The 22,962-nt window shown below is 63.5% G+C and carries 28 protein-coding genes; 14 read left to right on the plus strand and 14 right to left on the minus strand.

Going from position 1 to position 22,962, the window contains the following annotated elements; genetic code table 11:
* The first annotated feature begins 9 nt into the window (after positions 1–9).
* Positions 10–1,068 carry a DUF1176 domain-containing protein gene (locus NKI06_RS01940; protein ID WP_352983742.1) on the plus strand — a complete coding sequence of 353 codons (1,059 nt, stop codon included), beginning with the start codon at positions 10–12 and terminating at the stop codon, positions 1,066–1,068.
* A 36-nt stretch (positions 1,069–1,104) separates the two neighbouring features.
* Here the strand turns inward: NKI06_RS01940 and NKI06_RS01945 are convergent, their stop codons facing one another.
* The 8 genes from NKI06_RS01945 to NKI06_RS01980 form a co-directional block, all read right to left on the minus strand.
* Entirely contained in the window at positions 1,105–2,283 is a 1,179-nt protein-coding gene (locus NKI06_RS01945; RefSeq protein WP_023748576.1) for an epoxide hydrolase family protein, read from the minus strand.
* Between the two features lie 101 nt (positions 2,284–2,384).
* A complete protein-coding gene (locus tag NKI06_RS01950) occupies positions 2,385–3,443 on the minus strand; it encodes an alpha/beta hydrolase (protein ID WP_352983744.1) in 1,059 nt (352 codons plus the stop codon).
* Positions 3,444–3,475: 32 nt separating this feature from the next.
* A complete protein-coding gene (locus NKI06_RS01955) occupies positions 3,476–5,086 on the minus strand; it encodes an NTP transferase domain-containing protein (RefSeq protein WP_352983746.1) in 1,611 nt (536 codons plus the stop codon).
* Positions 5,083–5,787 (minus strand): XdhC family protein, encoded by a 705-nt coding sequence (locus tag NKI06_RS01960; protein ID WP_352983748.1) that lies wholly within the window; start codon positions 5,785–5,787, stop codon positions 5,083–5,085. Before NKI06_RS01960 ends, NKI06_RS01955 begins: the two co-directional genes overlap by 4 nt.
* 2 nt (positions 5,788–5,789) lie before the next feature.
* A complete protein-coding gene (locus NKI06_RS01965; protein ID WP_023734542.1) occupies positions 5,790–6,128 on the minus strand; it encodes an XdhC family protein in 339 nt (112 codons plus the stop codon).
* Between the two features lie 58 nt (positions 6,129–6,186).
* A complete protein-coding gene (locus tag NKI06_RS01970) occupies positions 6,187–7,452 on the minus strand; it encodes a vWA domain-containing protein (protein WP_352983750.1) in 1,266 nt (421 codons plus the stop codon).
* Positions 7,453–7,456: 4 nt separating this feature from the next.
* Positions 7,457–8,386 carry an AAA family ATPase gene (locus NKI06_RS01975; RefSeq protein WP_023743124.1) on the minus strand — a complete coding sequence of 310 codons (930 nt, stop codon included), beginning with the start codon at positions 8,384–8,386 and terminating at the stop codon, positions 7,457–7,459.
* A complete protein-coding gene (locus tag NKI06_RS01980) occupies positions 8,383–8,910 on the minus strand; it encodes a flavin reductase (protein ID WP_023743125.1) in 528 nt (175 codons plus the stop codon). The genes NKI06_RS01975 and NKI06_RS01980 overlap by 4 nt, the downstream gene beginning before the upstream one ends.
* Positions 8,911–9,090: 180 nt before the next feature.
* Between NKI06_RS01980 and NKI06_RS01985 the strand changes: the two genes are divergently transcribed.
* Together NKI06_RS01985 and NKI06_RS01990 are read left to right on the plus strand one after the other, a co-directional pair.
* On the plus strand, positions 9,091–10,167 hold the full coding sequence (locus NKI06_RS01985; RefSeq protein ID WP_352983753.1) for a branched-chain amino acid ABC transporter substrate-binding protein: 1,077 nt from the start codon (positions 9,091–9,093) through the stop codon (positions 10,165–10,167).
* On the plus strand, positions 10,167–11,186 hold the full coding sequence (locus tag NKI06_RS01990; protein ID WP_352983756.1) for a P1 family peptidase: 1,020 nt from the start codon (positions 10,167–10,169) through the stop codon (positions 11,184–11,186). Before NKI06_RS01985 ends, NKI06_RS01990 begins: the two co-directional genes overlap by 1 nt.
* 7 nt (positions 11,187–11,193) lie before the next feature.
* Here the strand turns inward: NKI06_RS01990 and NKI06_RS01995 are convergent, their stop codons facing one another.
* Positions 11,194–11,448: a DUF2171 domain-containing protein gene (locus NKI06_RS01995; protein WP_023669083.1), complete on the minus strand. Its 255-nt coding sequence runs from the start codon at positions 11,446–11,448 to the stop codon at positions 11,194–11,196.
* A gap of 137 nt (positions 11,449–11,585) precedes the next feature.
* Between NKI06_RS01995 and NKI06_RS02000 the strand changes: the two genes are divergently transcribed.
* From NKI06_RS02000 to NKI06_RS02015, 4 genes are read left to right on the plus strand one after another with little or no spacing between them, the layout of a single operon-like run.
* Positions 11,586–12,311: a DUF2259 domain-containing protein gene (locus NKI06_RS02000; RefSeq protein WP_023736522.1), complete on the plus strand. Its 726-nt coding sequence runs from the start codon at positions 11,586–11,588 to the stop codon at positions 12,309–12,311.
* A gap of 56 nt (positions 12,312–12,367) precedes the next feature.
* Positions 12,368–12,832: a hypothetical protein gene (locus tag NKI06_RS02005; RefSeq protein ID WP_023726917.1), complete on the plus strand. Its 465-nt coding sequence runs from the start codon at positions 12,368–12,370 to the stop codon at positions 12,830–12,832.
* Positions 12,833–12,891: 59 nt separating this feature from the next.
* On the plus strand, positions 12,892–14,193 hold the full coding sequence (gene purB, locus NKI06_RS02010; protein WP_023726918.1) for an adenylosuccinate lyase: 1,302 nt from the start codon (positions 12,892–12,894) through the stop codon (positions 14,191–14,193).
* 8 nt (positions 14,194–14,201) lie between these two features.
* Positions 14,202–14,930 carry a metallophosphoesterase family protein gene (locus NKI06_RS02015; RefSeq protein ID WP_023726919.1) on the plus strand — a complete coding sequence of 243 codons (729 nt, stop codon included), beginning with the start codon at positions 14,202–14,204 and terminating at the stop codon, positions 14,928–14,930.
* Between the two features lie 15 nt (positions 14,931–14,945).
* On the opposite strand, the gene NKI06_RS02020 is transcribed toward NKI06_RS02015, so the two are convergent.
* Positions 14,946–15,761 carry a VOC family protein gene (locus tag NKI06_RS02020; protein ID WP_023726920.1) on the minus strand — a complete coding sequence of 272 codons (816 nt, stop codon included), beginning with the start codon at positions 15,759–15,761 and terminating at the stop codon, positions 14,946–14,948.
* A 194-nt stretch (positions 15,762–15,955) separates the two neighbouring features.
* Between NKI06_RS02020 and NKI06_RS02025 the strand changes: the two genes are divergently transcribed.
* Complete coding sequence (locus NKI06_RS02025) at positions 15,956–16,510, plus strand: RBBP9/YdeN family alpha/beta hydrolase (protein ID WP_023669089.1); 555 nt, start codon at positions 15,956–15,958, stop codon at positions 16,508–16,510.
* 19 nt (positions 16,511–16,529) lie between these two features.
* Here NKI06_RS02025 and NKI06_RS02030 read toward each other — a convergent pair whose 3' ends face one another.
* Positions 16,530–17,303, minus strand: a complete 774-nt coding sequence (locus tag NKI06_RS02030; protein WP_023669090.1) for an HpcH/HpaI aldolase family protein — start codon at positions 17,301–17,303, stop codon at positions 16,530–16,532.
* Positions 17,304–17,430: 127 nt separating this feature from the next.
* Positions 17,431–17,751, minus strand: a complete 321-nt coding sequence (locus tag NKI06_RS02035; protein ID WP_023669091.1) for a DUF1476 domain-containing protein — start codon at positions 17,749–17,751, stop codon at positions 17,431–17,433.
* Positions 17,752–18,026: 275 nt separating this feature from the next.
* On the opposite strand from NKI06_RS02035, the gene purC reads away from it, so the two are divergent.
* From purC to NKI06_RS02060, 5 genes are all read left to right on the plus strand, one after another.
* Complete coding sequence (gene purC / locus NKI06_RS02040) at positions 18,027–18,821, plus strand: phosphoribosylaminoimidazolesuccinocarboxamide synthase (RefSeq protein ID WP_013532127.1); 795 nt, start codon at positions 18,027–18,029, stop codon at positions 18,819–18,821.
* Between the two features lie 88 nt (positions 18,822–18,909).
* Complete coding sequence (purS, locus tag NKI06_RS02045) at positions 18,910–19,152, plus strand: phosphoribosylformylglycinamidine synthase subunit PurS (protein ID WP_023669092.1); 243 nt, start codon at positions 18,910–18,912, stop codon at positions 19,150–19,152.
* 1 nt (position 19,153) lies between these two features.
* Positions 19,154–19,822, plus strand: a complete 669-nt coding sequence (gene purQ / locus NKI06_RS02050) for a phosphoribosylformylglycinamidine synthase subunit PurQ (RefSeq protein WP_023711489.1) — start codon at positions 19,154–19,156, stop codon at positions 19,820–19,822.
* A gap of 41 nt (positions 19,823–19,863) precedes the next feature.
* A complete protein-coding gene (locus NKI06_RS02055; RefSeq protein ID WP_023697575.1) occupies positions 19,864–20,274 on the plus strand; it encodes a hypothetical protein in 411 nt (136 codons plus the stop codon).
* A 4-nt stretch (positions 20,275–20,278) separates the two neighbouring features.
* A complete protein-coding gene (locus NKI06_RS02060; RefSeq protein WP_023748569.1) occupies positions 20,279–20,923 on the plus strand; it encodes a Pr6Pr family membrane protein in 645 nt (214 codons plus the stop codon).
* Between the two features lie 12 nt (positions 20,924–20,935).
* Here the strand turns inward: NKI06_RS02060 and NKI06_RS02065 are convergent, their stop codons facing one another.
* Complete coding sequence (locus NKI06_RS02065) at positions 20,936–21,181, minus strand: DUF1127 domain-containing protein (RefSeq protein ID WP_023748568.1); 246 nt, start codon at positions 21,179–21,181, stop codon at positions 20,936–20,938.
* Positions 21,182–21,274: 93 nt separating this feature from the next.
* Between NKI06_RS02065 and NKI06_RS02070 the strand changes: the two genes are divergently transcribed.
* Positions 21,275–22,684 (plus strand): aminotransferase-like domain-containing protein, encoded by a 1,410-nt coding sequence (locus NKI06_RS02070; protein ID WP_023748567.1) that lies wholly within the window; start codon positions 21,275–21,277, stop codon positions 22,682–22,684.
* A 30-nt stretch (positions 22,685–22,714) separates the two neighbouring features.
* Here the strand turns inward: NKI06_RS02070 and NKI06_RS02075 are convergent, their stop codons facing one another.
* Positions 22,715–22,879 (minus strand): hypothetical protein, encoded by a 165-nt coding sequence (locus NKI06_RS02075; protein ID WP_023669098.1) that lies wholly within the window; start codon positions 22,877–22,879, stop codon positions 22,715–22,717.
* Positions 22,880–22,962 lie beyond the last annotated feature (83 nt).

Below are 22,962 nucleotides of genomic sequence, written 5' to 3' on the forward strand. Positions count from 1 at the left end.
AGATCCCCGATGAGACTTGTCTTTCTGGCAGCGACCGCTTTTTTCTCCCTTGCTGTATCCAGCCAAGCTTTGTTGGCCGATGATGACCCGGCGACCGATGACCAGGCACCTTATGTCGACGACAGGTCGGATGCCGCAGCGGTGGTCCGTTCGCTCTACAGTGCCATCAACCGGCACGAATTCGCCCGCGCCTGGGCTTACTACGGCGATACCAAGCCGGCAAAGGATTTCGACACTTTCGTCAAGGGCTATGACGGCACCGACAAGGTCGACGTGGAAACCGGCGCCATTTCCGATGAAGGTGCCGCCGGCAGCATCTATTACAGCGTTCCTGTCGCCATCCGCGCCACCGACAAGGACGGCAATGAAGCGGTCTTCGCCGGCTGCTACACGCTGCGCCAGGTCAGCGCTCAGATCCAGGCCCCGCCGTTCCGACCGATCTTTATCGACAAGGGCGCGCTGAAGCCGTCCAAGGCCGATTTCGAGGAGGCGCTGCCGCCAAGCTGTGGTGACGGGCCGCCGCCGCCGAAGAAGGACACCGCACTCGAGCACGTGAAGAAACTGTTCGCCGCCGATTATGGCGATCAGTGTGACAAGCAGTTTCTCGGCGAGGAGCCGAACATCTTTTCGATCAAATACAAGGCAAAGGACGCGGCTGCCAGCGATCCCGACAAGGAAACGCGGCTTTTCGAGTTCTACTGCCAAGCGGCAGCCTATAACGCAAGTTCGGTCTACTACATGACCGACGAAGTATCGGGCGTGCGGCAGTTGCAGTTCACCGAGCCCGAAATGGATATCCGTTACGAGAACAATGACAGCGACGGCAAACTGCTGGGCATGGATATCATCGGCTTCCGCACCACCGGCTGGGCGGCCAATTCCGAATATGACGAAGACGCCAAGACGCTGACCACGTTCAACAAATGGCGCGGCATCGGCGACGCCTCGGACAAGGGGATATACCTGTTCCGTAACGGCGATTTCTCCCTCGTCCAATATGATGTGGACGCGTCTTACGATGGCGAGGAGAACCCGCAGACGGTGGTCGACTACAACACCGCGCCGTAGGGGTCTTAGCAGGAACCGCCGCGCTCAAGCAGTCCTTCACATTCGCCTTCTCGTTTCAGGCCGCGAACGCATCGGCCGGAAGAAGGCGCGAATGTCCTCGACCAGAAGACTCGGTTCCTCCAGCGCAGCGAAATGGCCGCCTCGCGGCATCGATGTCCATCGCTGAACGTCAAAGACCCGCGCCACCCAGGATCGAGGCGGCATCGGCAACTCGCGAGGGAAAAGCGCTACCCCAAATGGCGGCGAAACGCGTTCCAGCGTCTCGAACGCAAGAGGGAACAGTCGATTCTCCTTGTAGAGTCGCAAGGACGAGGTGAGCGCGTTGCTGAACCAATAGAGAGAAACATCCGTAAGGAGCGTGTCCATGCCGAAGGTGCGCTCCACGTCACCGTCGCAATCGCTCCAGCTACGGAACTTCTCGATCATCCAGGCTGCGAGACCGATCGGCGAGTCTGTCAGAGCATAAGCAAGCGTCTGAGGCTTCGTGCCCTGCAGATGGGCATAGGCGCCCTCCGTTGCCGTCCAGGCCGCGGCCTTTTCCAGAAAGGCCTGCTCCTCAACGGTGACAGGTGGCAGACCTGCACCCAAGGGTGGCCGATAGCTCCCGGGAATGTAATTGACGTGGACGCCAAGCACGCTTTCGGAATGGAGCCGTGCCATCCAGGCGGAAACGCCCGCGCCGATGTCGCCTCCTTGGGAAGCGAAGCGGTCGTAGCCGAGCCCGCGCATCAACTGTACCCATAACTCCGCGATGCGGCCGGAATGGAAGCCTGGTTCCGTCGGCGCCTGGGAAAAGCCGTATCCGGGCAAGGAGGGAACTACCACGTGGAAAGCGTCGGCCGGGTCACCACCATGGGCAGCTGGGTCTGCCAGCAATGGAATGACGTGTTCCATTTCGATGAACGAGCCGGGCCAGCCATGCGTTATGATCAGCGGCAGCGGCGCCGGTCCGTTGCCTGGCTGGTGGACAAAGTGGACATCTAGGTTGTTCAGCCTCGTCAGATATTGCGGCAGCCGGTTCAGCCGCGCCTCTTGCACTCTCCAGTCGAAGCGGTCTCGCCAGTAATCCGCAAGGCGCTTGATAAACGGCAGCTCGGCCCCATCGCTCCAGCCCGCTTCGCTTAGCGGAATTGGCCATCGTGTTGCGCTAAGCCGGCGCTGGAGATCTTCAAGTTGTTCGTTCGGAATTTGGATCTTGAAGGGGTGGGCGTCCATCGCTGTGCTTCCGATCTGTTGGATCACATCAGCCTACACCTAAGAGGATATCGGCCGAACCATGATTGCCAAAACCAAGGGGCACCTCTGGGCGATATGCCTCAAGGCGCCTTCGACAGCATCCAGTTCAGCGTTTGGCGCCAGTCCACCATGCGGATCGGCGTGCCGTGGGTGCCGGTCTCGAACCGGACGAACCGGGTCGGATAGGGATAGGCTTTGGAACTCGCAATGATGGAACGGAAGAAGGCTTCCTGCTTCTCCACGGGAAAGACCGGGTCCTTGCTGCCCTGGCCGAAGAACACCGGCACGTGACGCCTGTAAGCCGGGCTCGACAGGAAACTGTCATCCCATAGCGAGCCGAGCAGCAGCAGCCCGTTGATGCGCCGTCCCGTATCGTTGCGGCCGGCCAGCTTCCAGCACAGCGCGCCGCCCATCGAGCCACAGGCGACGAAGATTTTCGCGTCCGGCGAGGCCTCGGCATAATGGCCGATCAGCGCCGCGACCTGGGCCGCGCCCTTGTCGCCGAAATCGGTGAAATCGGGTGAGAGATAGAGGCCGCCATTGCCGGCCATCAGGTTCTTGATTCGGTTGAAGTTGCCGCCGAAGGTAAAGTCGTCGACGCCCTGCTTGCGGCTGCCGCCCTGCCCGTGTAGGTAAAGCACGATGATGCCGGCGCCCTCGGTCTTGCCGACAGCGACATGCCTGACATCGCCGGCATCGGTTTTCAGCAGCAGGTCCTGCTGCACCTTGCGCACGCCGACATCGACATACTTAGCCTGCACCCGGCGCTCCGGCACCTGGTCGCGGGCGTTGATGTCGCGCAGCTCCTGGTAGTCGATGATCGTGTAGGCGCCTTTGTCCGTGGACGAGAGCGTCGCCGGATAGGCGAAGAGATCGTCCTTGTAGGGTTTTAGCTCGAGCGCGTCGGCTGGGGCGGCTGAGAACAGGAAAAGGAGTGAAACCAGAAGGGTATGGAGCGCGGCCGCCCCCCTCTGGCCTGCCGGCCATCTCCCCCTCAAGGGGGGAGATTGGATGTCACGCCGCCTTCCGCCAATCTTCAAAGCCGCAGGATAGACGCCGCCATCGAAACTGCCAATCTCCCCCCTTGAGGGGGAGATGGCCGGCAGGCCAGAGGGGGGTGCGACGGTACGATTAGCCATGCCTCAGCCATGCGTTTTTCAGCTTCGGTTTGTCAATCCTGCAGCACGCCGCCGGCGTCTTCGAGCGCCTCGCGGGTGTCGACATCGATCGATGCTCCGTCGCCGATCTCGACGTCGATGACGTCCAGTCCCTCGGCCTCGACCAGATGGCGGGCGCCGGTGTCGCCCTCGAGATGGGCGATACCTCCAAACAGCGAACGCGGCAAAAGCACCGGATTGCCGCGGCGGCCGTCATGGGCGGCACGCACCACTGAGCGGCCGCCGTCCCTACGGAAGGCCTCGATCAGCCGGTCGAGATCGGTCGAGGAAATGCCCGGCATGTCGCCGAGGACGATCATGGCGCCGGCCGCCTCGGCTCCAACGCGGGCAATGCCGGCTTTTAGAGACGAGGACAGGCCGTCGGCAAAATCCGGATTGTCGGCAAAGATCACGTCGAGGCCCGAGAGCGCGGCGTGCACCCGCTCGCGCTGATGGCCGGTGACGACAACGGTGGCAGAAGCCTTGGAATCGAGCGCCCGTTCAGCGGTGCGGCGCACCAGCGGCTTGCCGTCGAACAGCGCCAGAAGCTTGTTCGGCCCGCCCATGCGGCTGGAGCGACCGGCGGCCAGAAGCACGATCTCGACCTTCAGCCCGGCTCTCGCCGGCAGCGGCTCGCGCGGCTGCGGCCTGGTCGGGATTTCCATCAAGAGGCCGCCAACGCCCATGCCGGCGATGTCCTTGGCTGTGACGTCGAGGCCGGCGATCAGCCTGTCGAGCACCCAATCGAAACCGTTCTCCTTGGGGCTGCGGGCGCAACCGGGCGCGCCGATGACGCGCTTGCCGTCGAGCGTGCCCAGCACCAGCAGATTGCCGGGATCGACGGGCATGCCCGCGCGGATCACCGTGCCGCCCGCGCGTTCAATCGCCGCCGGAACGACATCGTTGAAATCGCTCATCGCCGAGGCGCCGAAGATCACCACCATGTCGTTGTCGCGCGCCAGCGCGGCCGCTGCCTCGGCTACAGGCGCGATCTCGTGCGGCGTGCGGCGCTCCGTCGTCAGCTGGCCGCCGGAGCGTGCCAGCCGGGCCTCGGTGACGCGCAGCGTCTTGTCGAGCACGCTGGCCTTGATGCCGGGCAGCATCGTCTGAATGACGCCGATGCGCACCGGCTGATAAGCGTTGACGGCGAAGATCTCGCCACCGGCGCAGATTTTCACCACCTTGTCGACCAAAGCTGAGGCGACGGCGAAGGGGATGATCTTGACCGTCGCCACCATTTGCCCCGTCTCGACCGGCGCGTGCTGCGCCAGCGTGGCGATGGTGATGGTCGGGTCGACCGCATTGATGGCGTCGATCATGGCGGCATCGACGGTGAAGAGACCGGCGGCCTTGGCATGGAGGTTGACGCGGCCGGTCGCGGCAGGTTTTGCCTCGATGTTGCGGTGGGCCATGCTGGCAGCAATCTTTTCGGCCGCCGCATCCTCGCTGAGGTCATCGGCGGCAAGCACCGCCACGACGATCTCGGTAATGCCGGCCGCCTTCAGCACCGCCACGTCCTGCGTGCTCAGCCTGTGCGCCTTGCGGAAACGCCGCTCGCCCGCCGTCGTGGCATGCGCCAGCACCGCGCCTTGCGCCTGGTCGATTGGAACCGGACCGAATCTCACGCCGCAGCGCCTTTCGATTCCAGCCCGCGCGAGCGAAAGGCGTGGATCGTCTGCGCCAGGATGGCGACGGCGATCTCGGCCGGGCTCGCCGCGCCAATGTCGAGGCCGATCGGGGCGTGGATGCGAGAGATCTGGTCGGCGGTCGCGCCCAGCGCCAGCAAGCGCTCGACGCGCTTGGCGTGGGTTTTGCGGCTACCGAGCGCGCCGACATAGAAACAGTTGGCGTCGAGCGCGGCCTTCAGTGCGAAATCGTCGATCTTCGGATCATGGGTTACGGCGGCGAGCGCCGTATAGCTGTCGAGCGGCTGGCGTTTCAGCACATCCTCCGGCCATTCGGCATGGAGTGCTACATCGGGAAAACGGTCCGGGGTGGCGAAGGCGGTGCGCGGATCGACGATCTCCAGGGGATAGCCGGCGATCCTGGCCATCGGCGCCAGCGCCTGACTGATATGGACGGCGCCGACTACCACCAGGCGCGGCTGCGGCAAATGCGCGTTGAGGAAGAAGGTGCGCCCTTCAGCCTCGACCGAACCGGAATTGCCGGTGCGAAATGCCTTGGCGATCGCTTGCCCGAGATCGCCGGCAACCTGGTCGCCTTCGCGCACGATGCGGTCGCGGCCGTCGCCGAGATCGGTGACCAGGATCGCGGCGCGGCGGGCCCGGCGTTCGGCATTGAGCGTTTTGAGAGCGTAGGGATCCATGCCTAACCAAGCCGCTCCACATAGACCTTGATGCGGCCGCCGCAGGACAGGCCGACCTGCCAGGCGGTTTCGTCGGCAACGCCGAACTCCAGCATTTTGGCCTTGCCGCTATCGATGACGTCGATCGCCTCGCTTACCACGGCGCCCTCGACGCAGCCGCCCGAGACCGAGCCGTGGAAATTGCCTTCGGCGTCGATGACCAGATGACTGCCGACCGGCCTCGGCGCCGAACCCCAGGTCTCGACCACAGTGGCGATGGCGACATCCTTGCCGTCCTTCATCCAGCCTTCCGCGATGATCAAGGGGTCGCGGGCCTCATCGAGATAGATGCTGTTGTCCATGATCGCTTGCCTCAAAGTCTGTTTTTCTCTGGGAGCCTGTTTTCGGAATCCACTATGGCTATGCGGCGCGCCTGACACCAGCGTCCAGCCAGCGACGCGGATCGACCGAAGCGGCGAATTTCTTGTCCAGCGAGGCGCAGAGGTCGGCCAGCGCATCGAGATTGTGTACCGAGCGGAACTCGTCGACATGAGGCAGCATCGCTCTGACGCCGCGGGCGCGGGCCTCGAAACCGTCGAAGCGCAATAGGGGATTCAGCCAGATCAGCCGCCGGCAGGATTTGTGCAGGCGATCCATCTCCTCCGACAGGCCGGCGACATCGTCGCGCTCCAGCCCGTCGGTGATCAGCAGCACCACCGCACCCTGCCCGAGCACGCGGCGTGACCAGTGCTTGTTGAACTCCGCCAGCGTATCGCCGATGCGGGTGCCGCCCGACCAGTCCTTCACCGCCGCCGAGCAGTCGGCAAGGGCGGCATCGGGGTCGCGATGGCGCATCTGCCGCGTGAGATTGGTCAGTCGCGTGCCGAAGACGAAGGTGTGCACGCGCCGCCGTTTTTCGGTCAGCGCATGCAGGAAATGCAGAAAGATGCGCGTGTACTGGCTCATCGAGCCGGAGATGTCGGCAAGCACGACCAGCGGCGGATGGACCTTGCGGGCGGAACGGAATTTCGACAGGATCAGTTCGCCGCCGGTTCGGGCGACCGACCGCATCATGGCGCGTGGATCGATACGGCGGCCATGCAGGTCTGCCTTGAAGCGTCGGGTACGGACCATGTCGAACGGCAGCCGCAGCCGGGCAATCGCCTTCTTGGCGTCTGCCATCTCGTCGGCATTCATCTGGGCAAAGTCCTTGCCGCGCAGCACTTCATTCCCGGAGAAGGTTAGCCGGGCGTCGACTTCGATCTCCGGGATTTCCCTGACCGGCCGATTCTTCTCGTGGCCTTCGAACATGGCCTGGCTGACGCGGTTTTCTGCCGCGCGCGGCTTTTGCTTCTCCCTGGTGTCGGGCGCCACAGGCGAGAACATCGCCAGAAGTTTCTCGATCAGCTCGCGCGATTTCCAGAACAGCCGGAAGGCTTCGTCGAAAACAGGGTGATCCTCGTGCCGCGACACAAGCACGGCATGCAGCGTCCAGTAGAAATCGTCGCGCGAACCGATGCCGGCGGCCAGCACCGCCTCGATCGCATCCTTGACCGAAGCCGGCCCGACGCGCATGCCCGCTTTGCGCAAGGTGCGGGCGAAATAGACGATGTTGTCGGCGATGCGCCCGTCTTCCGTCGCCTCTCTGGGTTCGGTCTCTTTGGGGTAAGCACCCGGCGCCTTCACTGCCCTACTCCGCCGCCGCCAGTTCGGCCTTGACCTCATCGAGGATGCGCCGGCCCTCGCCCGCGCCGATGCGGGCAATGTCGTCCTGGTATTTCAACAAAACGCCGATCGTGTCGGAGACGGTTTCGGGATCAAGCGCCACCTTGTCGAGTTCGGTCAGCGCGCCGGCCCAGTCGATGGTTTCGGCGACACCCGGCGCCTTGAACAGCTCGACCCGGCGCAGCTTCTGGATGAACGACACCACTTCCGCGGAAAGTCGGCTGTTGGCCTGCGGCACCTTGCGGCGCACGATCTCCAACTCGCGCTCGGCATTGGGATAGTCGACCCAGTGATAGAGGCAGCGCCGCTTCAGCGCGTCGTGGATTTCGCGCGTGCGGTTGGTGGTGATGATGACGATCGGCGGTTCCTCCGCCTTGATCGTGCCGAGCTCGGGCACCGTCACCTGGAAATCGGACAGGATTTCGAGCAGGAATGCTTCGAAAGCCTCGTCGGTGCGGTCGAGCTCATCGATCAGGAACACCGGGGCCGCACCCGCCTTGCCGGTCAGCGCATCGAGCACCGGGCGGCGGATCAGGTATTTTTCGGAAAAGACATTGCGCTCCATGTCGGAGCGGTCGACCGAGCCTGCCGCCTCCTCCATGCGGATCTCTATCATCTGCGCGGCGTAATTCCACTCATAGACAGCGGACGAGACGTCGAGCCCTTCATAGCATTGCAGGCGGATCAGCCGGCGGCCGAGTGCGTGCGCCAGCACCTTGGCGATCTCGGTCTTGCCGACGCCGGCCTCCCCTTCAAGGAACAGCGGCCGCTGCATGCGCAGGGACAGGAACAGCACCGTTGCCAGCGAGCGGTCCGCGACGTAGTCCGCGCCGGTCAGGAGATCGAGCGTTTCGTCGATCGTCCGCGGCGCGGGGCGCGGTTTCAGCTCGGTCATTCTTTCTCCGTTGCCGCCTCTGCCCCGCTTTGCAGCACGTGGTAGTCGCGGGCGTGATAGATCAGCGGCCGCAAATTATCGCCCATGCGCAGGCCTGTCACCTTGCCAAAAAGCACACGATGGGTGGCCAGATCCTTGGTGTCGATCAATTCGCAGTCGAACACGGCGAGAGCGCCCTTCAGGGTAGGCGCGCCCGTCGATATGACGTCCCACTCGCCGAGCCCGAAACGCTCATCGGCCGACAGCCCGGTCAGGCCTGAAAACGCCACCGATAGCGGCTGCTGGTGCGAAGCCAATGTGTTCAGCGCAAACCGGCCGTTTTGCACGAACAGCTCGTTCTTGGCATTCTCGCGGTTGAGACAGACAAGCACGGTTGGCGGCGTGTCCGACACCGAACAGGCGGCAATCACCGTCGTGCCGCGTTTGCCGGCGGGCCCGTCGGTGGTCACCACATGGACGTGGCCGGCAAAATGCGCCATCGCGTCGCGATAGGCCTGAGGCCCTATGTCGTTCAACTTCAACACCGATGATTTTCCATAAGCGGGAACCCAAGCGTTATATATGGCGGCACACAATAGGCCACAAGCGAAGTGGTTGACGCCAATCCGCAAATTCCCGTGTTGCGCCTGGGGCGGGCAGCCTTTAGGTCTTGGCGGAAGAGACGCTGGAAGCATGCGACCCGCACGGAGGAATTCGTCGTCAGAATGCGACCCCCAACAGCTGTAATAGCGGCACTGCTCTGGCTGCTGCCCGCAAGCGCCGGCGCGCAGACTTTGCTTGTCGGCGTCGCCGCACCCCTGTCCGGTCCGTCGGCGATCCTGGGCAAGCAGATCGAGGCGGGTGCTGCCCTGGCAGCAGAAGCCAACGGCGCCGAGATCAGGACGGTCGACGATGCCTGCACCGCCGATGGCGGGGCTGCCGCCGCCAGGGAATTCGCCGCTGCGAAGGTCGATATCGTCGTCGGCTTCCTCTGCACCGAGGCGATTCAGGCGGCGCTGCCGATCCTGAAGGACGCCAACATACCGGTCATCACCGTTGGCGTGCGCACCGAAAGCCTGACCGACCGCCGCGCCAAAACCGGCTGGCCGGTCTACCGGCTGGGCCCGCGCGGCGATGACGAGCGCAATGCGGTGGCCGGCATCCTGACCCGGCTGTGGCAGAGCGAATTGTTCGCCATCGTCGATGACGGGACCATCTATGGCCGCGAAATCGCCGAGACGCTGCGCGCAGCGGCCGAACAGGCGGCGCTGAAGCCGGTCTTCACAGACACCTTCCGGCCCCAGCTCGACAACCAGATCGGACTGATCGGCCGGCTGAAGAAGGCGGGCGCTACGCATGTCTTTGCCGGAGGCGACGGCGACGACATCGCCATTATGGGCCGCGACGCCGGCCAGCTCGAGGCCGGCATCGTCTTTGCCGGCGGCGAGAATTTGCGCACGCCACCCGGCGATGTGCCTTACGCCGTCGGCACGCTGATGATCGCGCCGCCGGAATGGGCCGATGTCGCCGATCCCAAGGTGCTGGCGGCGTTTACGGCCGAAAACATCGCGCCGGATGGCTATGCCTTGCCGGCCTATGCGGCGGTGGAGATTGCCAAGGCGGCCTCGGCCTCGGCCGCGCCCGAGACCTCGGGCAAGGGGCTGGTCGACGCGCTAACCGGGCATGATTTCACCACCGCGATCGGCCCGCTGCGGTTCGACGACAAAGGCGATCTGAGCCAAAACCTCTATCGCGCCTTCCGCTTCGACGGGACGCGTTTCGTGCCGGCGGAGACGAATTGATGTTTCGCACCGGGCCGCGCAATCTGATCACCGATGTCGCCGGCCTGCGCGTCGGCAACGCGTCGGACGCAAGGTTGAAATCGGGCGTCACGACCGTGCTGTGCGATGAACCGGCGGTCGGTGGCGTGCAGATCCTCGGCGGCGCGCCGGGCACGCGCGAGACCGACCTGCTCGAACCGCACAATTCCATCGAGGCGGTCCATGCCGTCGTGCTTTCGGGCGGTTCGGCCTTCGGCCTCGACGCCGCATCGGGCGTGCAGGCGGCGTTGCGTGAAAAAGGCGTTGGCGTCGATGTCGGCGGCTTTCGGGTGCCGATCGTGCCGGCGGCGATCCTGTTTGACCTGCGCAATGGCGGCGACAAGGATTGGCGCCGTTATCCTCCCTACCGCGACCTCGGCTACGAAGCAGCCCAGGCGGCAACAGTCGACTTTCCGCTCGGCACAATCGGCGCCGGCACCGGGGCGCTGAGTTCCGGGCTGAAGGGCGGCCTTGGCTCTGCCTCGACTGTGCTCGACAGCGGCGTCACCATCGGCGCACTCGCCGCCGCCAACCCGACCGGCTCGGTAACGATCGCGCGGACCCGCTATTTCTGGGCGGCGCCCTTCGAGATCGGCGATGAATTCGGAGGCCTCGGCTATCCCTCGCCGATGCCGGACGACGCCAGGCGGATCCTGTTGAAACACCGCGACAAGCGTGTCGGTGGACAAGCCGAGGCCGGTGGCAACACCACCATCGCCGTCATCGCCACCGACGCCGTGCTGACCAAGGCGGCAGCCAAGCGGCTGGCCATTTCAGCGCATGACGGCTTCGTGCGCGCCATCTGGCCCGTGCACACGCCGGCTGACGGCGATCTGGTGTTCGCGCTGGCGACGGGCAAGAGCGGCATAGAACTCAGCGCCGACGATGCCGTCGATTTCTTTGCCGCCGCCGGCGCCACCATGGCGCGCGCCATCAGCCGCGGCATCCATGCCGCGACGCCGGCCGAAGGCGATCTGTTTGCGGTGTGGTCGTCGCGCTGACTTTCAATCAGGTCGGGTCGGACTCCTCTTCCTCGAAGCTGACCGCGACATCCGAATTTGCCGACAGCCAGACTTTCTGGCCCTCGACCTCGGCAAGCAGGCTCAAGGGAATGTAGTGGTGATGCCCCTGATGGGCGCCCTCGCCGCTGTCGGCCTTGGTCAACTTGATCCGCTCGCCATCGACCCTGTCGACGGTGCCGATGTGAACGCCGTCGGCGCCGACCACTTCCATATGCTCGCGAATCTTGCTGGCCTCAGTCATGGGGTGTTCTCCTTTTGAAAACGATCGACGATAACAAACAGAGGCGAAATTGGATGCATCGCCTTTCGAATAGCACGATGTTTTGACTGTCTCGTGATAGGGAACGATCGAACCACGGCAGGCGGAGCGGAACCCCGATGCGAAATCTCGTCCTGATTGGCGTTTGCCTGCTGGTCCATCTGGCATCCGCCATGGCCGCCCGAGCGGGCGATGTCGCCGAGCTTGAAATCCTCGGCTTCAGCAAGGATGGCAGCGTCTTCGCCTTCGAGGAATATGGTGTGGCAGACGGTTCGGGCTTTCCCTATGCCAATCGCTACTACATCAACACCGCCGACGACACGTTCCTGAAGGGCACGCCAATCCGGGTCCGGCTGGAGGATGAGACCGCCTCGCTCGAGACGGCCCGTCAGCAAGCCAGGCAAAAAGGCGAAGCAATCATTGCCCAGGCCGAGCTTACCGCCAACCGCGGCATCACCGCCGGCTTCAACCCGGTGACCGAATTGTCGGCCGACCCGTTCCGCATGGTGGTGAACCCACGGCCGATCTTTTCGCCGGTCGACCCGCCGCTGGAATTCCGGCTGGACGAGATCGGCATGAATGACACCGAAAGCTGCCAGAGCCAGGGCGAGGTCAACGGTTTTCGCCTGCTGCGGATCGAGGCCAGGGATGGCGGCCGGACCCATCTGCTGCATGAGGATAAATCGATCCCGAAAAGCCGTGGCTGCCCGAACGGCTACAGGATCGGCGCGGTGCAGACGTTCTCGATGGACAGCATCAGCGCCTATGCGGTGCTGATCGCGGTGCGCCAATACGGCTTCGAAGGGCCGGATTTTCGCTGGATCGCCGTGACCGGACGCCTGTGACAGCGCTCGATCAATCCAGCTGGCGCAAGCGCGCCGGAAATCGCGTCAGCCGCGCCATACCATCGACGGGCGCGGCGCTTGTCGGCGCCTTGCTGTGGGCGATGGCCATGGGCGCCAGCGCGCTGACCGGTCTTTGGCTCGACAATTGGGAGACCCCGGAAAAGATCCGCTTCGTCGCCCTGCTGTTTGCGACCGGCGCGGCATTGGCCTTTCCCGTCGGGTTGTTCGCGGCGCGGCTGGTCTCGCTCGACCGGCACTGGGAAGTGGCGTTCGCCGCCGCCTTCGTCTGCCTGCTTGCCACGACGCTCGCCTTCACCGGCGGGTTGTTTGCGCTGCAATACCGCTCCTACTATGCCGAATGGCACGCGGAGGCCTTCACCGCCCGGTGGGCGTTCGAACTGGTCTTCACCTCGCTGACGGCGCTCTACCAATTCGTGGTGCTGGGTATCAGGCTCTATTTTCCGCTCGGATTCATCGCGCTTGCCGCCGCCAGCGTGTGGTTTGCGCGCCAGCAGCGTTGAGCATTCGGTCCGCCTCTGTTAGGACGCGCACTTAACCACGGACACATCAGGACTGACGGATGATCCCTCGCTATTCCCGGCCGGAAATGGTCGCCATCTGGTCGCCGGAAACCCGCTTCCGCATCTGGTTCGAAATCGAGGCCCATGCCTGTGATGCGCTGGCTGAGCTCGGCGTCATCCCCAGGGAAGCCGCCAAGACCATCTGGGAAAAGGGCAATGCGGCAAAATTCGACGTCGGCAAGATCGACGAGATCGAGGCCGTCACCAAGCACGACGTCATCGCCTTCCTCACCCATCTCGCCGAATTCGTCGGGCCGGATGCGCGTTTCATCCACCAGGGCATGACCTCGTCAGATGTACTCGACACCTGCCTTGCGGTGCAGCTCGGCCGCGCCAGCGATATCCTGCTGGCCGACCTCGACGGCCTGCTCGCCGCGCTGAAGCGCCGGGCCTTCGAGCACAAGGACACCGTCACCATCGGCCGCAGCCACGGCATCCACGCCGAGCCGACCACCTTCGGCGTCAAGCTGGCGCAGGCCTATGCCGAGTTCTCGCGCTGCCGCGAGCGGCTGGTGCACGCGCGAGAGGATATTGCCACCTGCGCTATCTCGGGCGCGATCGGCACCTTCGCCAACATCGACCCTTATGTCGAAGAGCATGTGGCGAAAAAGCTTGGGCTGAAGCCGGAACCGGTGTCGACGCAGGTCATCCCGCGCGACCGCCACGCCATGTTCTTTGCCACGCTCGGGGTCATCGCCTCGTCGGTCGAGCGGCTGGCGACCGAGATCCGCCATCTGCAGCGCACTGAGGTGCTGGAAGCGGAAGAGTATTTTTCGCCGGGCCAGAAGGGCTCGTCGGCAATGCCGCACAAGCGCAACCCGGTGCTGACTGAAAACCTCACCGGCCTTGCCCGCATGGTGCGGTCCATGGCCTTGCCGGCAATGGAGAATGTGGCGCTCTGGCACGAGCGCGACATTTCGCATTCCTCGGTCGAGCGCATGATCGGCCCGGACGCCACGGTAACACTCGATTTCGCGCTGTCGCGGTTGACCGGCGTCATCGACAAATTGCTGGTCTATCCCGACAACATGCTGAAGAACATGAACAAGTTCCGTGGCCTTGTGCATTCGCAGCGCGTGCTTTTGGCGCTGACGCAAGCCGGCGTCAGCCGCGAGGACGCCTACCGCCTGGTGCAGCGCAACGCCATGAAGGTATGGGAACAAGGCGCTGATTTTCTTGAAGAATTGTTGGGTGACAAGGAAGTCACCGCAGCGCTGCCCGAAGCCGAGATCCGCGAGAAATTCGACCTGGGCTATCACACCAAGCATGTCGACACGATCTTCAAGCGGGTTTTCGGATAGGTTTTTCGATGCGGCTGGCCGTCCTTTCCGACATCCATGGGAATCTGCGCGCGCTTGAGGCGGTTCATGCGCAGATCAAAGACGCTTCTCCCGACATCATCGTCAATCTGGGCGATTGTCTTTCCGGGCCGCTATGGCCTGAAGAAACCGCGCAATATCTGATGGCGCAGAACTGGCCGACCGTGCGCGGCAATCACGACCGTGTGCTGATCGAGCCGCCTGCTTCCGGGTTGGAAGACGTCGATGCTTTCACCCACCAACGCCTCTCTGAGACATCCCTGACCTGGCTCTCGGCCTTGCCGGTCACCCTGTCGCCTGCCCCGGACATCCTGCTGTGCCATGGCAGCCCGAGTGACGACAACGTGTTCCTGCTTGAGGAAGACGGAGGCAGCCACTTCCACCCCTCCAATGAAAAGCAGATCAGGCACAAGCTCGGCAGCGCCGGCGCCGGGCTGACCTTGTGCGGCCATACACATACGCCGCGCGTTGTGCGTTTGTCGGACAACCGGACAATCCTCAATCCGGGCAGCGTCGGCGTCCAGGCATTCCCCGGCCTGACCGTGACCGGCAGTCCGCATGCCCGCTACGCCCTCGCTACGCGCAAGGACGGACAATGGTTTTTCAGCCATCACGTGGTCAATTATGACTGGACCGAGGCGTCCACCCGCGCGACAGCCACCGGCTTCGACAGCTGGGCGCATGGGCTGCTGACGGGCTACGCCGCCAATTCCTTGTAAGAACCGAGCGGGCGCTCAGCCGGCGGCGCCCGGCACGGTGCGGATCACCGTGCCCCACGGATCTTCCCGCGTGGTTTCAGCGGTTGTCCTGTCCGAGCGCATCTCGACCCAGGCCAGCCCTGAGCGGGACGGATCGCGGCGCCCGGCGCCGGCGCTGTGCCACGAATTGCCACCGATATGATGGTGGTAGCCTCCCGACGACAGGAACACCGCCTGCCCTCCATACTTAGCGACCGTGTCGAAGCCAAATTCGTCGTGCCACCAGGCCTCGGCATCTTCCGGCCGGCCGACGCGCAGATGGACATGGCCGACAATGCTGTTTTGCGGCGCGCCCTGCCAGCCGGCGTCACCGGCCGGCACGCTGCCAACCACGGCAGCCAGGTTCAGCCGCTCGGTCGCCATGGCGATCTTGTCGCCGTTCCACTTCCACTCCTGCGGCAGACGGTCCCTATAGATTTCAATGCCGTTGCCTTCGGGGTCGGTCAGGTAGAGAGCCTCGCTGACCAGATGGTCGGAGGCGCCCTCGATGCGGATCTTGTTGGCGGCGGCGTGGTTTATCCAGCGGCCGAGATCGGCGCGGCTGGGCAGCAGGAAAGCGGTGTGGAACAGGCCGGCGCTGCGCGGATCGTCGGGCTTGGCCGCTGCATCAGGCTCGATCACCAGCAGCGGGCGCTCGGCAGCGCCCAGCGTGATGGCGCCATCGGCGCGGCTCAATTCCTGCAGGCCGACAACAGCCCGGTAGTAATCGGCAAGTCCTTCGGCGTCGCGCGCCTTCAGGCCCACGCGTGACACGCTGACGGGGGTCGTCGCGGCAAAAGGCAGTTCGCTCATAAAACTCTCCGTTCAGCGCATTATCCCAGGCCGCGCCACCAGTCTATTCTGTCGTCCATCTCTTCCTGCCTCAAATCGTCGATCCTGATCGTTCACACAAGATGGAAAGAATCGAACAGGTTGTTCACAATTGTGATGCACCGCATGCGTCAGCGCGGGTTGCACGAGACACGGCCGCTCGCTATCTCAGCGCCATGAAAGTCAAAGACGCAGATATTCTGATCGTGCCGGGCTACACCAATTCCGGCCCTGAACACTGGCAGACACGCTGGCAGTCGAAACTGTCGACAGCGCGTCGGGTCGAACAGGCGGAGTGGTCGAAGCCGGTGCGCGAGGACTGGACGGCGAGCGTGGCGAACGCTGTCAACGAGGCCGAGCGGCCGGTGGTGATCGTTGCCCATTCCCTGGGCGTGGCGGCCGCGGTGCAGGCCATTCCGCAGTTCAGGAAGCCGGTCGCCGGCGCGTTTTTTGTCGCGCCGCCCGACGTCGCCAACCCGGAGATAAGGCCGCGTCACCTGATGACCTTTGGTCCCTATGCGCGCGAACCGCTGCCCTTCCCGTCCATCGTCATCGCCAGCCGCAACGATCCGTTCTGCGCCTTCGAGGTTGCCGAGGACATTGCCGGCGCCTGGGGTTCGCTGTTCATCGATGCCGGCGAAACCGGTCACCTCAATGAGGATGCCGGCTTCGGCCCGTGGCCGGAAGGGTCGATGACCTTCGCCAAGTTCCTGACCGACCTCAAGGCCTGACCGGGCAAGGCACCACGCCTCAGCCCTTGATCGAATCGTTCATGCTTTTGATGAGTATCTTTGCGCCGAGCGAAATCAGCGCATGGTCCGAGCCCATCGCCAGCAGCCGGTAGCCCATCGCCACGACGCGGCCGGCAATCGCCGGCTCAACGACGTAGATCGCCGCATGCTTGCCCGCCTTGCGCGTCCGCTCGGCGATGGAGGCGACGGTTTCCATCATGCTTTCCAGCGTCGAATTGACGGTGGCGCCATTCGACCAGGCGATGGAGAAATCCGATGGGCCGAGGAAGATGCCGTCAATGCCCGGCGTGTCGAGGATGCCGTCCAGCGCATCGAGTGCGGCGCGCGTTTCGACCATGGCAAAGGCCATGGTGCGTTGATTGGTGTCGCGCAGCCATTCGGCGTGGTCGCCTTTGCCATGGCGCGGAAAAGCATAGGTCGGGCCCCAGGAGCGCTCGCCCATCGGCGGATATTTCATCGCCGCGGCAAAGAGTTTTGCATCGGCCACCGAATTCACCATCGGTGCAATCACCGCCTCGGCACCGAAATCGAGGGCGCGGCTGGCCATGTCGAAGCGGCCGACCGGAATGCGCACCAGCGCCGGCTTGTTGGCGGCCAGCACCGGCACCAGGCCGCGCAAGACCGAGTCTTCGTGGTGTCCGCCATGCTGCATGTCGAGCGTGACGGCGTCAAAACCCTGCTTGGCGATGATTTCGACCGTCAAAGCGTCCGGAACGCCGGACCAGGCGGTGAACAGCGTTTCATCCGCCGCCAGGCGTGACTTCAGGGACATGGGTGCTTTCCTCGTTGGGTAGAGCCTTGTAACAGGCCTACGCACAGTTTCAGCCGGAAAAGGCTGAAAAGGCAAAGAAAAACCGCCCGGCTGGACCGGGCGGTCGATTGGTCCAGCGCTACTCGCTCTAGGTGTTCTTGATCTGCTCGATCGCCTGCGCCATCAGTTCGTCCATGGTGCGGCGGATCTGGTGATCCGACTGGTCGACGCCGGCGGCGTCGAAATCCTTGCGGATCTTGCGGAATACGTCGTGATCGCCAGCTTCCTCGATGTCGGAAACCACAACTTCCTTGGCATAGGCGTCGGCGTCAGTGCCGGACTTGCCCAGCTTTTCGGCTGCCCACAGGCCAAGCGCCTTGTTGCGGCGTGCCGAAGCCTTGAAGCGAAGTTCTTCGTCGAAGGCGAATTTGCGCTCAAAACCCTCTTCGCGGTCTTTCATGCTGCTCATGGCTTCCCTCCGATGAAATCGATTCGCGTTGGTGATGGATATGTGTGCTGCCGCAGCACAAACCAAAAGGGCGCGGGCCGGTCAATATGCTACATCGCTTGCTGCGCTGCGGCATTTCATTCCTGAAAGCGGTCGATCGAAAGGATTTGCCGATTGAGCAAACGCTGTGATTGGGATAGACCCGGCATTGAACCCCACCCGTCGCCGCACCAATTTAGGCAGACGGACAGGAACTGGTCGCTTGCCGCCTGCCCGCAAATCCAGAGAAAAATCAGATGAAAAATCGCCGCCGCATTTATGAAGGCAAGGCCAAGATCCTCTATGAGGGACCGGAACCGGGCACACTTATCCAGTTCTTCAAGGATGATGCGACCGCATTCAACAAGAAGAAACATGAGGTCATCGACGGCAAGGGTGTGCTCAACAACCGCATTTCCGAGTACATCTTCAACCATCTGAACCGCATGGGCATTCCGACCCACTTCATCCGCCGGCTCAACATGCGCGAGCAGTTGATCAAGGAAGTCGAGATTATTCCGCTCGAAGTGGTGGTGCGCAATGTCGCCGCCGGCTCGCTGTCCAAGCGCCTCGGCATCGAGGAAGGCACCGTTCTGCCGCGCTCGATCATCGAATTCTATTATAAGGCCGATGCGCTCGACGATCCGATGGTGTCGGAAGAGCACATCACCGCTTTCGGCTGGGCAAGCCCGCAGGAGATCGACGACGTCATGGCGCTGGCCATCCGCGTCAACGACTTCCTCTCCGGCCTGTTCATGGGTGTCGGCATCCAACTCGTCGATTTCAAGATCGAATGCGGCCGCCTGTTCGAGGGCGACATGATGCGCATCGTCGTTGCCGACGAGATCTCGCCGGATTCGTGCCGGCTGTGGGACGTGGCAACGCAGGACAAGCTCGACAAGGACCGTTTCCGCCGCGATATGGGCGGCCTCGTCGAAGCCTATCAGGAAGTTGCCCGCCGCCTCGGCATCATGAACGAGAACGAGCCGCCGCGCCCGACCGGCCCGGTGCTCGTCGCCTCGACCGATGGCCTCAAAGGCAAGCCGCACTAAGTCTTCATTTCTTGACGCGATTCCGGACGAAAAACCGCTTCAGACTTTTCCTGGAATTGCTAAGTCTTCGAACAGGAACCTGTCCAGCATGATCAAGGCCCGCATCACCGTCACCCTCAAGAACGGCGTGCTCGACCCGCAGGGAAAAGCCATAGAGCACGCTCTGTCCGGACTGGGGTTCGGCGGCGTCGGCCAGGTGCGGCAGGGCAAGGTCTTCGACCTCGAGCTCTCAGAGACCGACAAGGCCAAGGCCGAAGCCGATCTGAAAGCCATGTGCGACAAGCTGCTGGCGAACACAGTGATCGAGAATTACGCGGTGGAGATCGCTTGATATGAAATCAGCTGTCGTTCTTCTCCCCGGCCTCAACCGCGACCGCGACATGATTGCGGCGCTGACCAAGATCTCCGGGCAGGCGCCGGCGACCGTCTGGCAGACCGACACCGAAATCCCTGATGTGGACCTGATCGCCATTCCCGGCGGCTTCTCGTTCGGCGACTATCTGCGTTGCGGCGCCATTGCCGCGCGCATGCCGGTCATGCGGGCGGTGGCGGAAAAGGCGGCCAAGGGCGTCATGGTCATCGGCGTCTGCAACGGCTTCCAGATCCTGGTCGAGGCTGGCCTTTTGCCCGGCGCGCTGATGCGCAATGCCTCGCTGAAATTCGTCTGCCGAGAGGTGAAGCTCGAAATCGCCAACGCCAACACCATGTTCACCCGCCGCTACCAGCCGGGTCAGATCATCCGCACGCCGGTGGCGCATCACGACGGCAATTATTTCGCCGACGCCGACACGCTTGCCCGTCTCGAAGGCGAAGGACAGGTGGTGTTTCGCTATGCCGAGGGCAGCAATCCCAATGGCTCGATGAACGACATTGCCGGTATCGTCAGCGAGAAGGGCAATGTGCTCGGCCTGATGCCGCATCCCGAAAACCTGATCGAGGCAGCGCATGGCGGAAGCGACGGCCGCGCCCTGTTCGAAGGCGCGCTCGGCATCGCCGCCTGATATCTCTTCGAATTCCTTTCAAAACGCGGGGGCGGTTGACCATGAGACTGATGATTGTTCGCCTAGGTCCCCTGGCTGCTGCCGGCTTGGCGTTGGCGTCCTGCCAGTCCAGCCCGAAGAGCGCGCCGGTCCCCACGGGCAAGAGCGCTTCGCTGCTGGCCATGGAACAGGTAGCGATATCGGCCCACAAATGCTGGATCGCCAGCAAGGATCCAGCCTTCAAATCCTATCAGATGGCCAATGAGCTGAATTCGTTCAGCGGCACGCCCCGCTTCCTGCTGGTGCCGGCCAAGCATTATGGCGGCAAGCCGCTGCTGGTCGTCCAGGCGCAAGGCAATTCCAGCCGCGTCGACGTGTTCGGTCCGCTGATGGACGATCCGCTCGGCGCGCGCATCGGATCCGACATTGCGCGCTGGCAAACGGGCAACCCCTCCTGCAACGCGGCCGCCTGACGCCATGGGCCGCTTCCTGCAGTTTGCGGGATTGGTCATAGGTCTGGCCGGGCTTGTCCTGCAAGCGTGCATCACCATCCCGGCATCGATGGAGGCCGGCCGCAGTTTTCTCGGCTCCATCGTCTTTCTGTTCAGCTTCTTCACCATCCTGACCAACATCGGTGCGGTGCTGGTCCATGTCTCGCTGCTGTCGCCTTCGGGCTACGCCTGGCTGCCCGCCTTTGCCGGACCGCGGATGCGGGCCGGCGTCGCCGTGTCCATCGCGCTTGTCTTCATCGTCTATGCGACGGTTCTGGCGCAGCTCTGGCAGCCGCAGGGGCTGTTCCTGCTCTGTGACGTGCTGCTGCACTATGTGACGCCGGTGCTGTTCGTGCTGTGGTGGCTTATTGCAGGCGCTGACGGCAGGACACGCTGGAGCGACATTTCGTGGTGGATGGCCTATCCGATCGCCTATCTCGCCTATGCGCTGGCGCGCGCACCGATCGCAGGCGAAGTGCCCTACCCGTTCCTCGACGTTGCGAAAAACGGCGCGGCCAACGTCGCCCTTGCGGCGCTGGCCGTCACCGGTGTTTTCCTGGTGCTGTGCATCCTCGCCGTGCTTGCCGATAAGGGCGTCTCACGCCTCAGGGCTCCGGGCACACGCCGCTGACCAGACTACAAGTTAGTCCCAGAATCGCCTGATGCCTTCGCGGTGAGCGTCGTCACGCGACACACCGATGTCCCTGAGCTGCTCGTCGGTCATTTCGAGCAAAGCCAGGCGGCCGCGACGGCGCTCGATCAGCACGTCGATCCATCGCGCCAGCGATCTGACCACATGCACGATCCGGCCGACAAAGCCTCGCCGGCTGGACGGGCAAGGCCCGACGAATTCAATGCCCGCGCAGCGAATTGTCTCGATTGTATCCATTGTCTTTCTGCCAACCTTGCAAATTGTACCCATCTTGGTACGGTTCTGATATGCATTGACACCCGATCTGGTGCGATATACAGAATTGTCACCATGACAAATTGGCTCCCTGACCTCACCATCGGTTCCGGCCCGCTTTACCAGCGCCTTGCCGACAGCATCGAGTCGGACATCGACAAGGGCGTCATCGATGCCGGGGCAAAATTGCCGCCGCAGCGCGATCTCGCCTATGATATCGGCACGACGGTCGGCACGATCGGCCGAGCCTATCAGCTGCTGCGCGAGCGCGGCCTGGTGAGCGGCGAAGTCGGTCGCGGGACCTATGTGCTGGCGCAGCAATCGGAAGCGTCACCCGAATTCGCCGAGCCTGCCGTGCAAGGCACGCGCTATGTCGATGCGCCGCCCGGCAAACTGCGTTTCGACAGCACTGCCGCGCCCGACATCGGCCAGGGCGCCATTGTCGCTGACATGCTCTCGCGCACGGTGCAGGAACACCCGCACGAGATTTCGAGCTACACCAGGGATTTTCCGGAGCGCTGGTTCGAGGCCGGCGCCCGGTGGCTGTCGCGCAATTCGTTCCGTCCGGCGGCCGACACCATCGTTCCCACGCTTGGCACGCATGCCGCGGTGATGGCGGCGATTGCGGCACTGACCACGCCGGGCGACTATGTCGTCTTCGAGCACCTCACCTATTCGCAGATCGCCCGCAGCGCCGGGCTGATCGGGCGGCGCATAGCACTGGTGGCATCGGACGAAGAAGGCCTCGATCCCGAGGATTTCGAACGCGTCTGCGCGCAGAAGCACCCGAAGATGATCTTCCTGATGCCGACGGTGCAGAACCCGACGCTGGCGATCCTGTCGGTTTCGCGCCGCGAGGCGATCGCCCGCGTCGCGCGCGCGTACAATGTCATCGTCATCGAGGACGATCTCTATGGCGGCCTGACCGAAGATCCGACGCCGCTCATCGCCGAATATGCGCCCGAGCGCACCATTGTCGCCGGCGGTCTGTCGAAATCGGTCGCGGCAGGTGTTCGCGGCGGCTGGCTCTCCTGCCCGCCCGCCTATCGCCATCGCATCCGCGTCGCCCACAAGATGATGACCGGCGGAATGCCGTTCCTGCTGGCGGAGGTGAATGCGCGGCTGGTGCTGTCAGGGCAGGCTGGCGATATCCGCAAACGCAGCATTGCCGAAATTGCCGCCCGGATCGCCATCGTGCGCGAGACACTGGCCGGTTTCGCCTTCAAGTCACACGGCAGCGTGCCCTTCGTCTGGCTGACGCTGCCCGATCCCTGGCTGTCCGGCACTTTCAGGAGCGCATGCCTCGAAAATGGCGTGCTCCTCGACGACGAGGACGAGTTCAAGGCGGGGCGTTCCGAGCAGGTTTTTCACGGCGTGCGTTTCGGCGTCTCGCAGCCAAGGCGGCGCGAGGACATCACCGGCGGCGTCGCGGTGATCCGGCGGCTGCTGGAGGAAGGCCGCGCCGGCTACGACAGTTCGTCCTGACTCGATCCTCCTGTATCCCGATCTTCAGGTTCAGCCCTCTGCCTTGAAGTTTTTGGCTTCCTTCGCGCCCTTGTCCTTGCCGTGCTTCTCGGCCAGGTCCTTGGCCTGCTTGGGCGAAACGTCGGTGGTCTCGGCAATATGCATGGCCTCCTTGTCGGAGAGGCGATTGTCTTTCTTGCCTTGCTTGGTGGCCATGTCGAAATCTCCTGATTGGTTTGAGGCCTAACGGCCGGGATGCCATAGCGTTCCCCAGCGGCTCCCCGCTACCATCGTCGCCC

Origin of the sequence: Mesorhizobium sp. M0772, from assembly GCF_040320135.1 — a bacterium.
In the GTDB taxonomy this organism is placed as follows: Bacteria; Pseudomonadota; Alphaproteobacteria; order Rhizobiales; family Rhizobiaceae; genus Mesorhizobium.

Excerpts from the sequence above, each read along its gene's own strand:
- NKI06_RS01940 (WP_352983742.1), top strand. The coding sequence starts at position 10 with ATGAGACTTGTCTTTCTGGCAGCGACCGCTTTTTTCTCCCTTGCTGTA.
- NKI06_RS01945 (WP_023748576.1), bottom strand. The coding sequence starts at position 2,283 with ATGGACGCCCACCCCTTCAAGATCCAAATTCCGAACGAACAACTTGAA.
- NKI06_RS01950 (WP_352983744.1), bottom strand. The coding sequence starts at position 3,443 with ATGGCTAATCGTACCGTCGCACCCCCCTCTGGCCTGCCGGCCATCTCC.
- NKI06_RS01960 (WP_352983748.1), bottom strand. The coding sequence starts at position 5,787 with ATGGATCCCTACGCTCTCAAAACGCTCAATGCCGAACGCCGGGCCCGC.
- NKI06_RS01965 (WP_023734542.1), bottom strand. The coding sequence starts at position 6,128 with ATGGACAACAGCATCTATCTCGATGAGGCCCGCGACCCCTTGATCATC.
- NKI06_RS01975 (WP_023743124.1), bottom strand. The coding sequence starts at position 8,386 with ATGACCGAGCTGAAACCGCGCCCCGCGCCGCGGACGATCGACGAAACG.
- NKI06_RS01985 (WP_352983753.1), top strand. The coding sequence starts at position 9,091 with ATGCGACCCCCAACAGCTGTAATAGCGGCACTGCTCTGGCTGCTGCCC.
- NKI06_RS01990 (WP_352983756.1), top strand. The coding sequence starts at position 10,167 with ATGTTTCGCACCGGGCCGCGCAATCTGATCACCGATGTCGCCGGCCTG.
- NKI06_RS01995 (WP_023669083.1), bottom strand. The coding sequence starts at position 11,448 with ATGACTGAGGCCAGCAAGATTCGCGAGCATATGGAAGTGGTCGGCGCC.
- NKI06_RS02000 (WP_023736522.1), top strand. The coding sequence starts at position 11,586 with ATGCGAAATCTCGTCCTGATTGGCGTTTGCCTGCTGGTCCATCTGGCA.
- purB (WP_023726918.1), top strand. The coding sequence starts at position 12,892 with ATGATCCCTCGCTATTCCCGGCCGGAAATGGTCGCCATCTGGTCGCCG.
- NKI06_RS02015 (WP_023726919.1), top strand. The coding sequence starts at position 14,202 with ATGCGGCTGGCCGTCCTTTCCGACATCCATGGGAATCTGCGCGCGCTT.
- NKI06_RS02020 (WP_023726920.1), bottom strand. The coding sequence starts at position 15,761 with ATGAGCGAACTGCCTTTTGCCGCGACGACCCCCGTCAGCGTGTCACGC.
- NKI06_RS02025 (WP_023669089.1), top strand. The coding sequence starts at position 15,956 with ATGAAAGTCAAAGACGCAGATATTCTGATCGTGCCGGGCTACACCAAT.
- NKI06_RS02030 (WP_023669090.1), bottom strand. The coding sequence starts at position 17,303 with ATGTCCCTGAAGTCACGCCTGGCGGCGGATGAAACGCTGTTCACCGCC.
- NKI06_RS02035 (WP_023669091.1), bottom strand. The coding sequence starts at position 17,751 with ATGAGCAGCATGAAAGACCGCGAAGAGGGTTTTGAGCGCAAATTCGCC.
- purC (WP_013532127.1), top strand. The coding sequence starts at position 18,027 with ATGAAAAATCGCCGCCGCATTTATGAAGGCAAGGCCAAGATCCTCTAT.
- purS (WP_023669092.1), top strand. The coding sequence starts at position 18,910 with ATGATCAAGGCCCGCATCACCGTCACCCTCAAGAACGGCGTGCTCGAC.
- purQ (WP_023711489.1), top strand. The coding sequence starts at position 19,154 with ATGAAATCAGCTGTCGTTCTTCTCCCCGGCCTCAACCGCGACCGCGAC.
- NKI06_RS02055 (WP_023697575.1), top strand. The coding sequence starts at position 19,864 with ATGAGACTGATGATTGTTCGCCTAGGTCCCCTGGCTGCTGCCGGCTTG.
- NKI06_RS02060 (WP_023748569.1), top strand. The coding sequence starts at position 20,279 with ATGGGCCGCTTCCTGCAGTTTGCGGGATTGGTCATAGGTCTGGCCGGG.
- NKI06_RS02065 (WP_023748568.1), bottom strand. The coding sequence starts at position 21,181 with ATGGATACAATCGAGACAATTCGCTGCGCGGGCATTGAATTCGTCGGG.
- NKI06_RS02070 (WP_023748567.1), top strand. The coding sequence starts at position 21,275 with ATGACAAATTGGCTCCCTGACCTCACCATCGGTTCCGGCCCGCTTTAC.
- NKI06_RS02075 (WP_023669098.1), bottom strand. The coding sequence starts at position 22,879 with ATGGCCACCAAGCAAGGCAAGAAAGACAATCGCCTCTCCGACAAGGAG.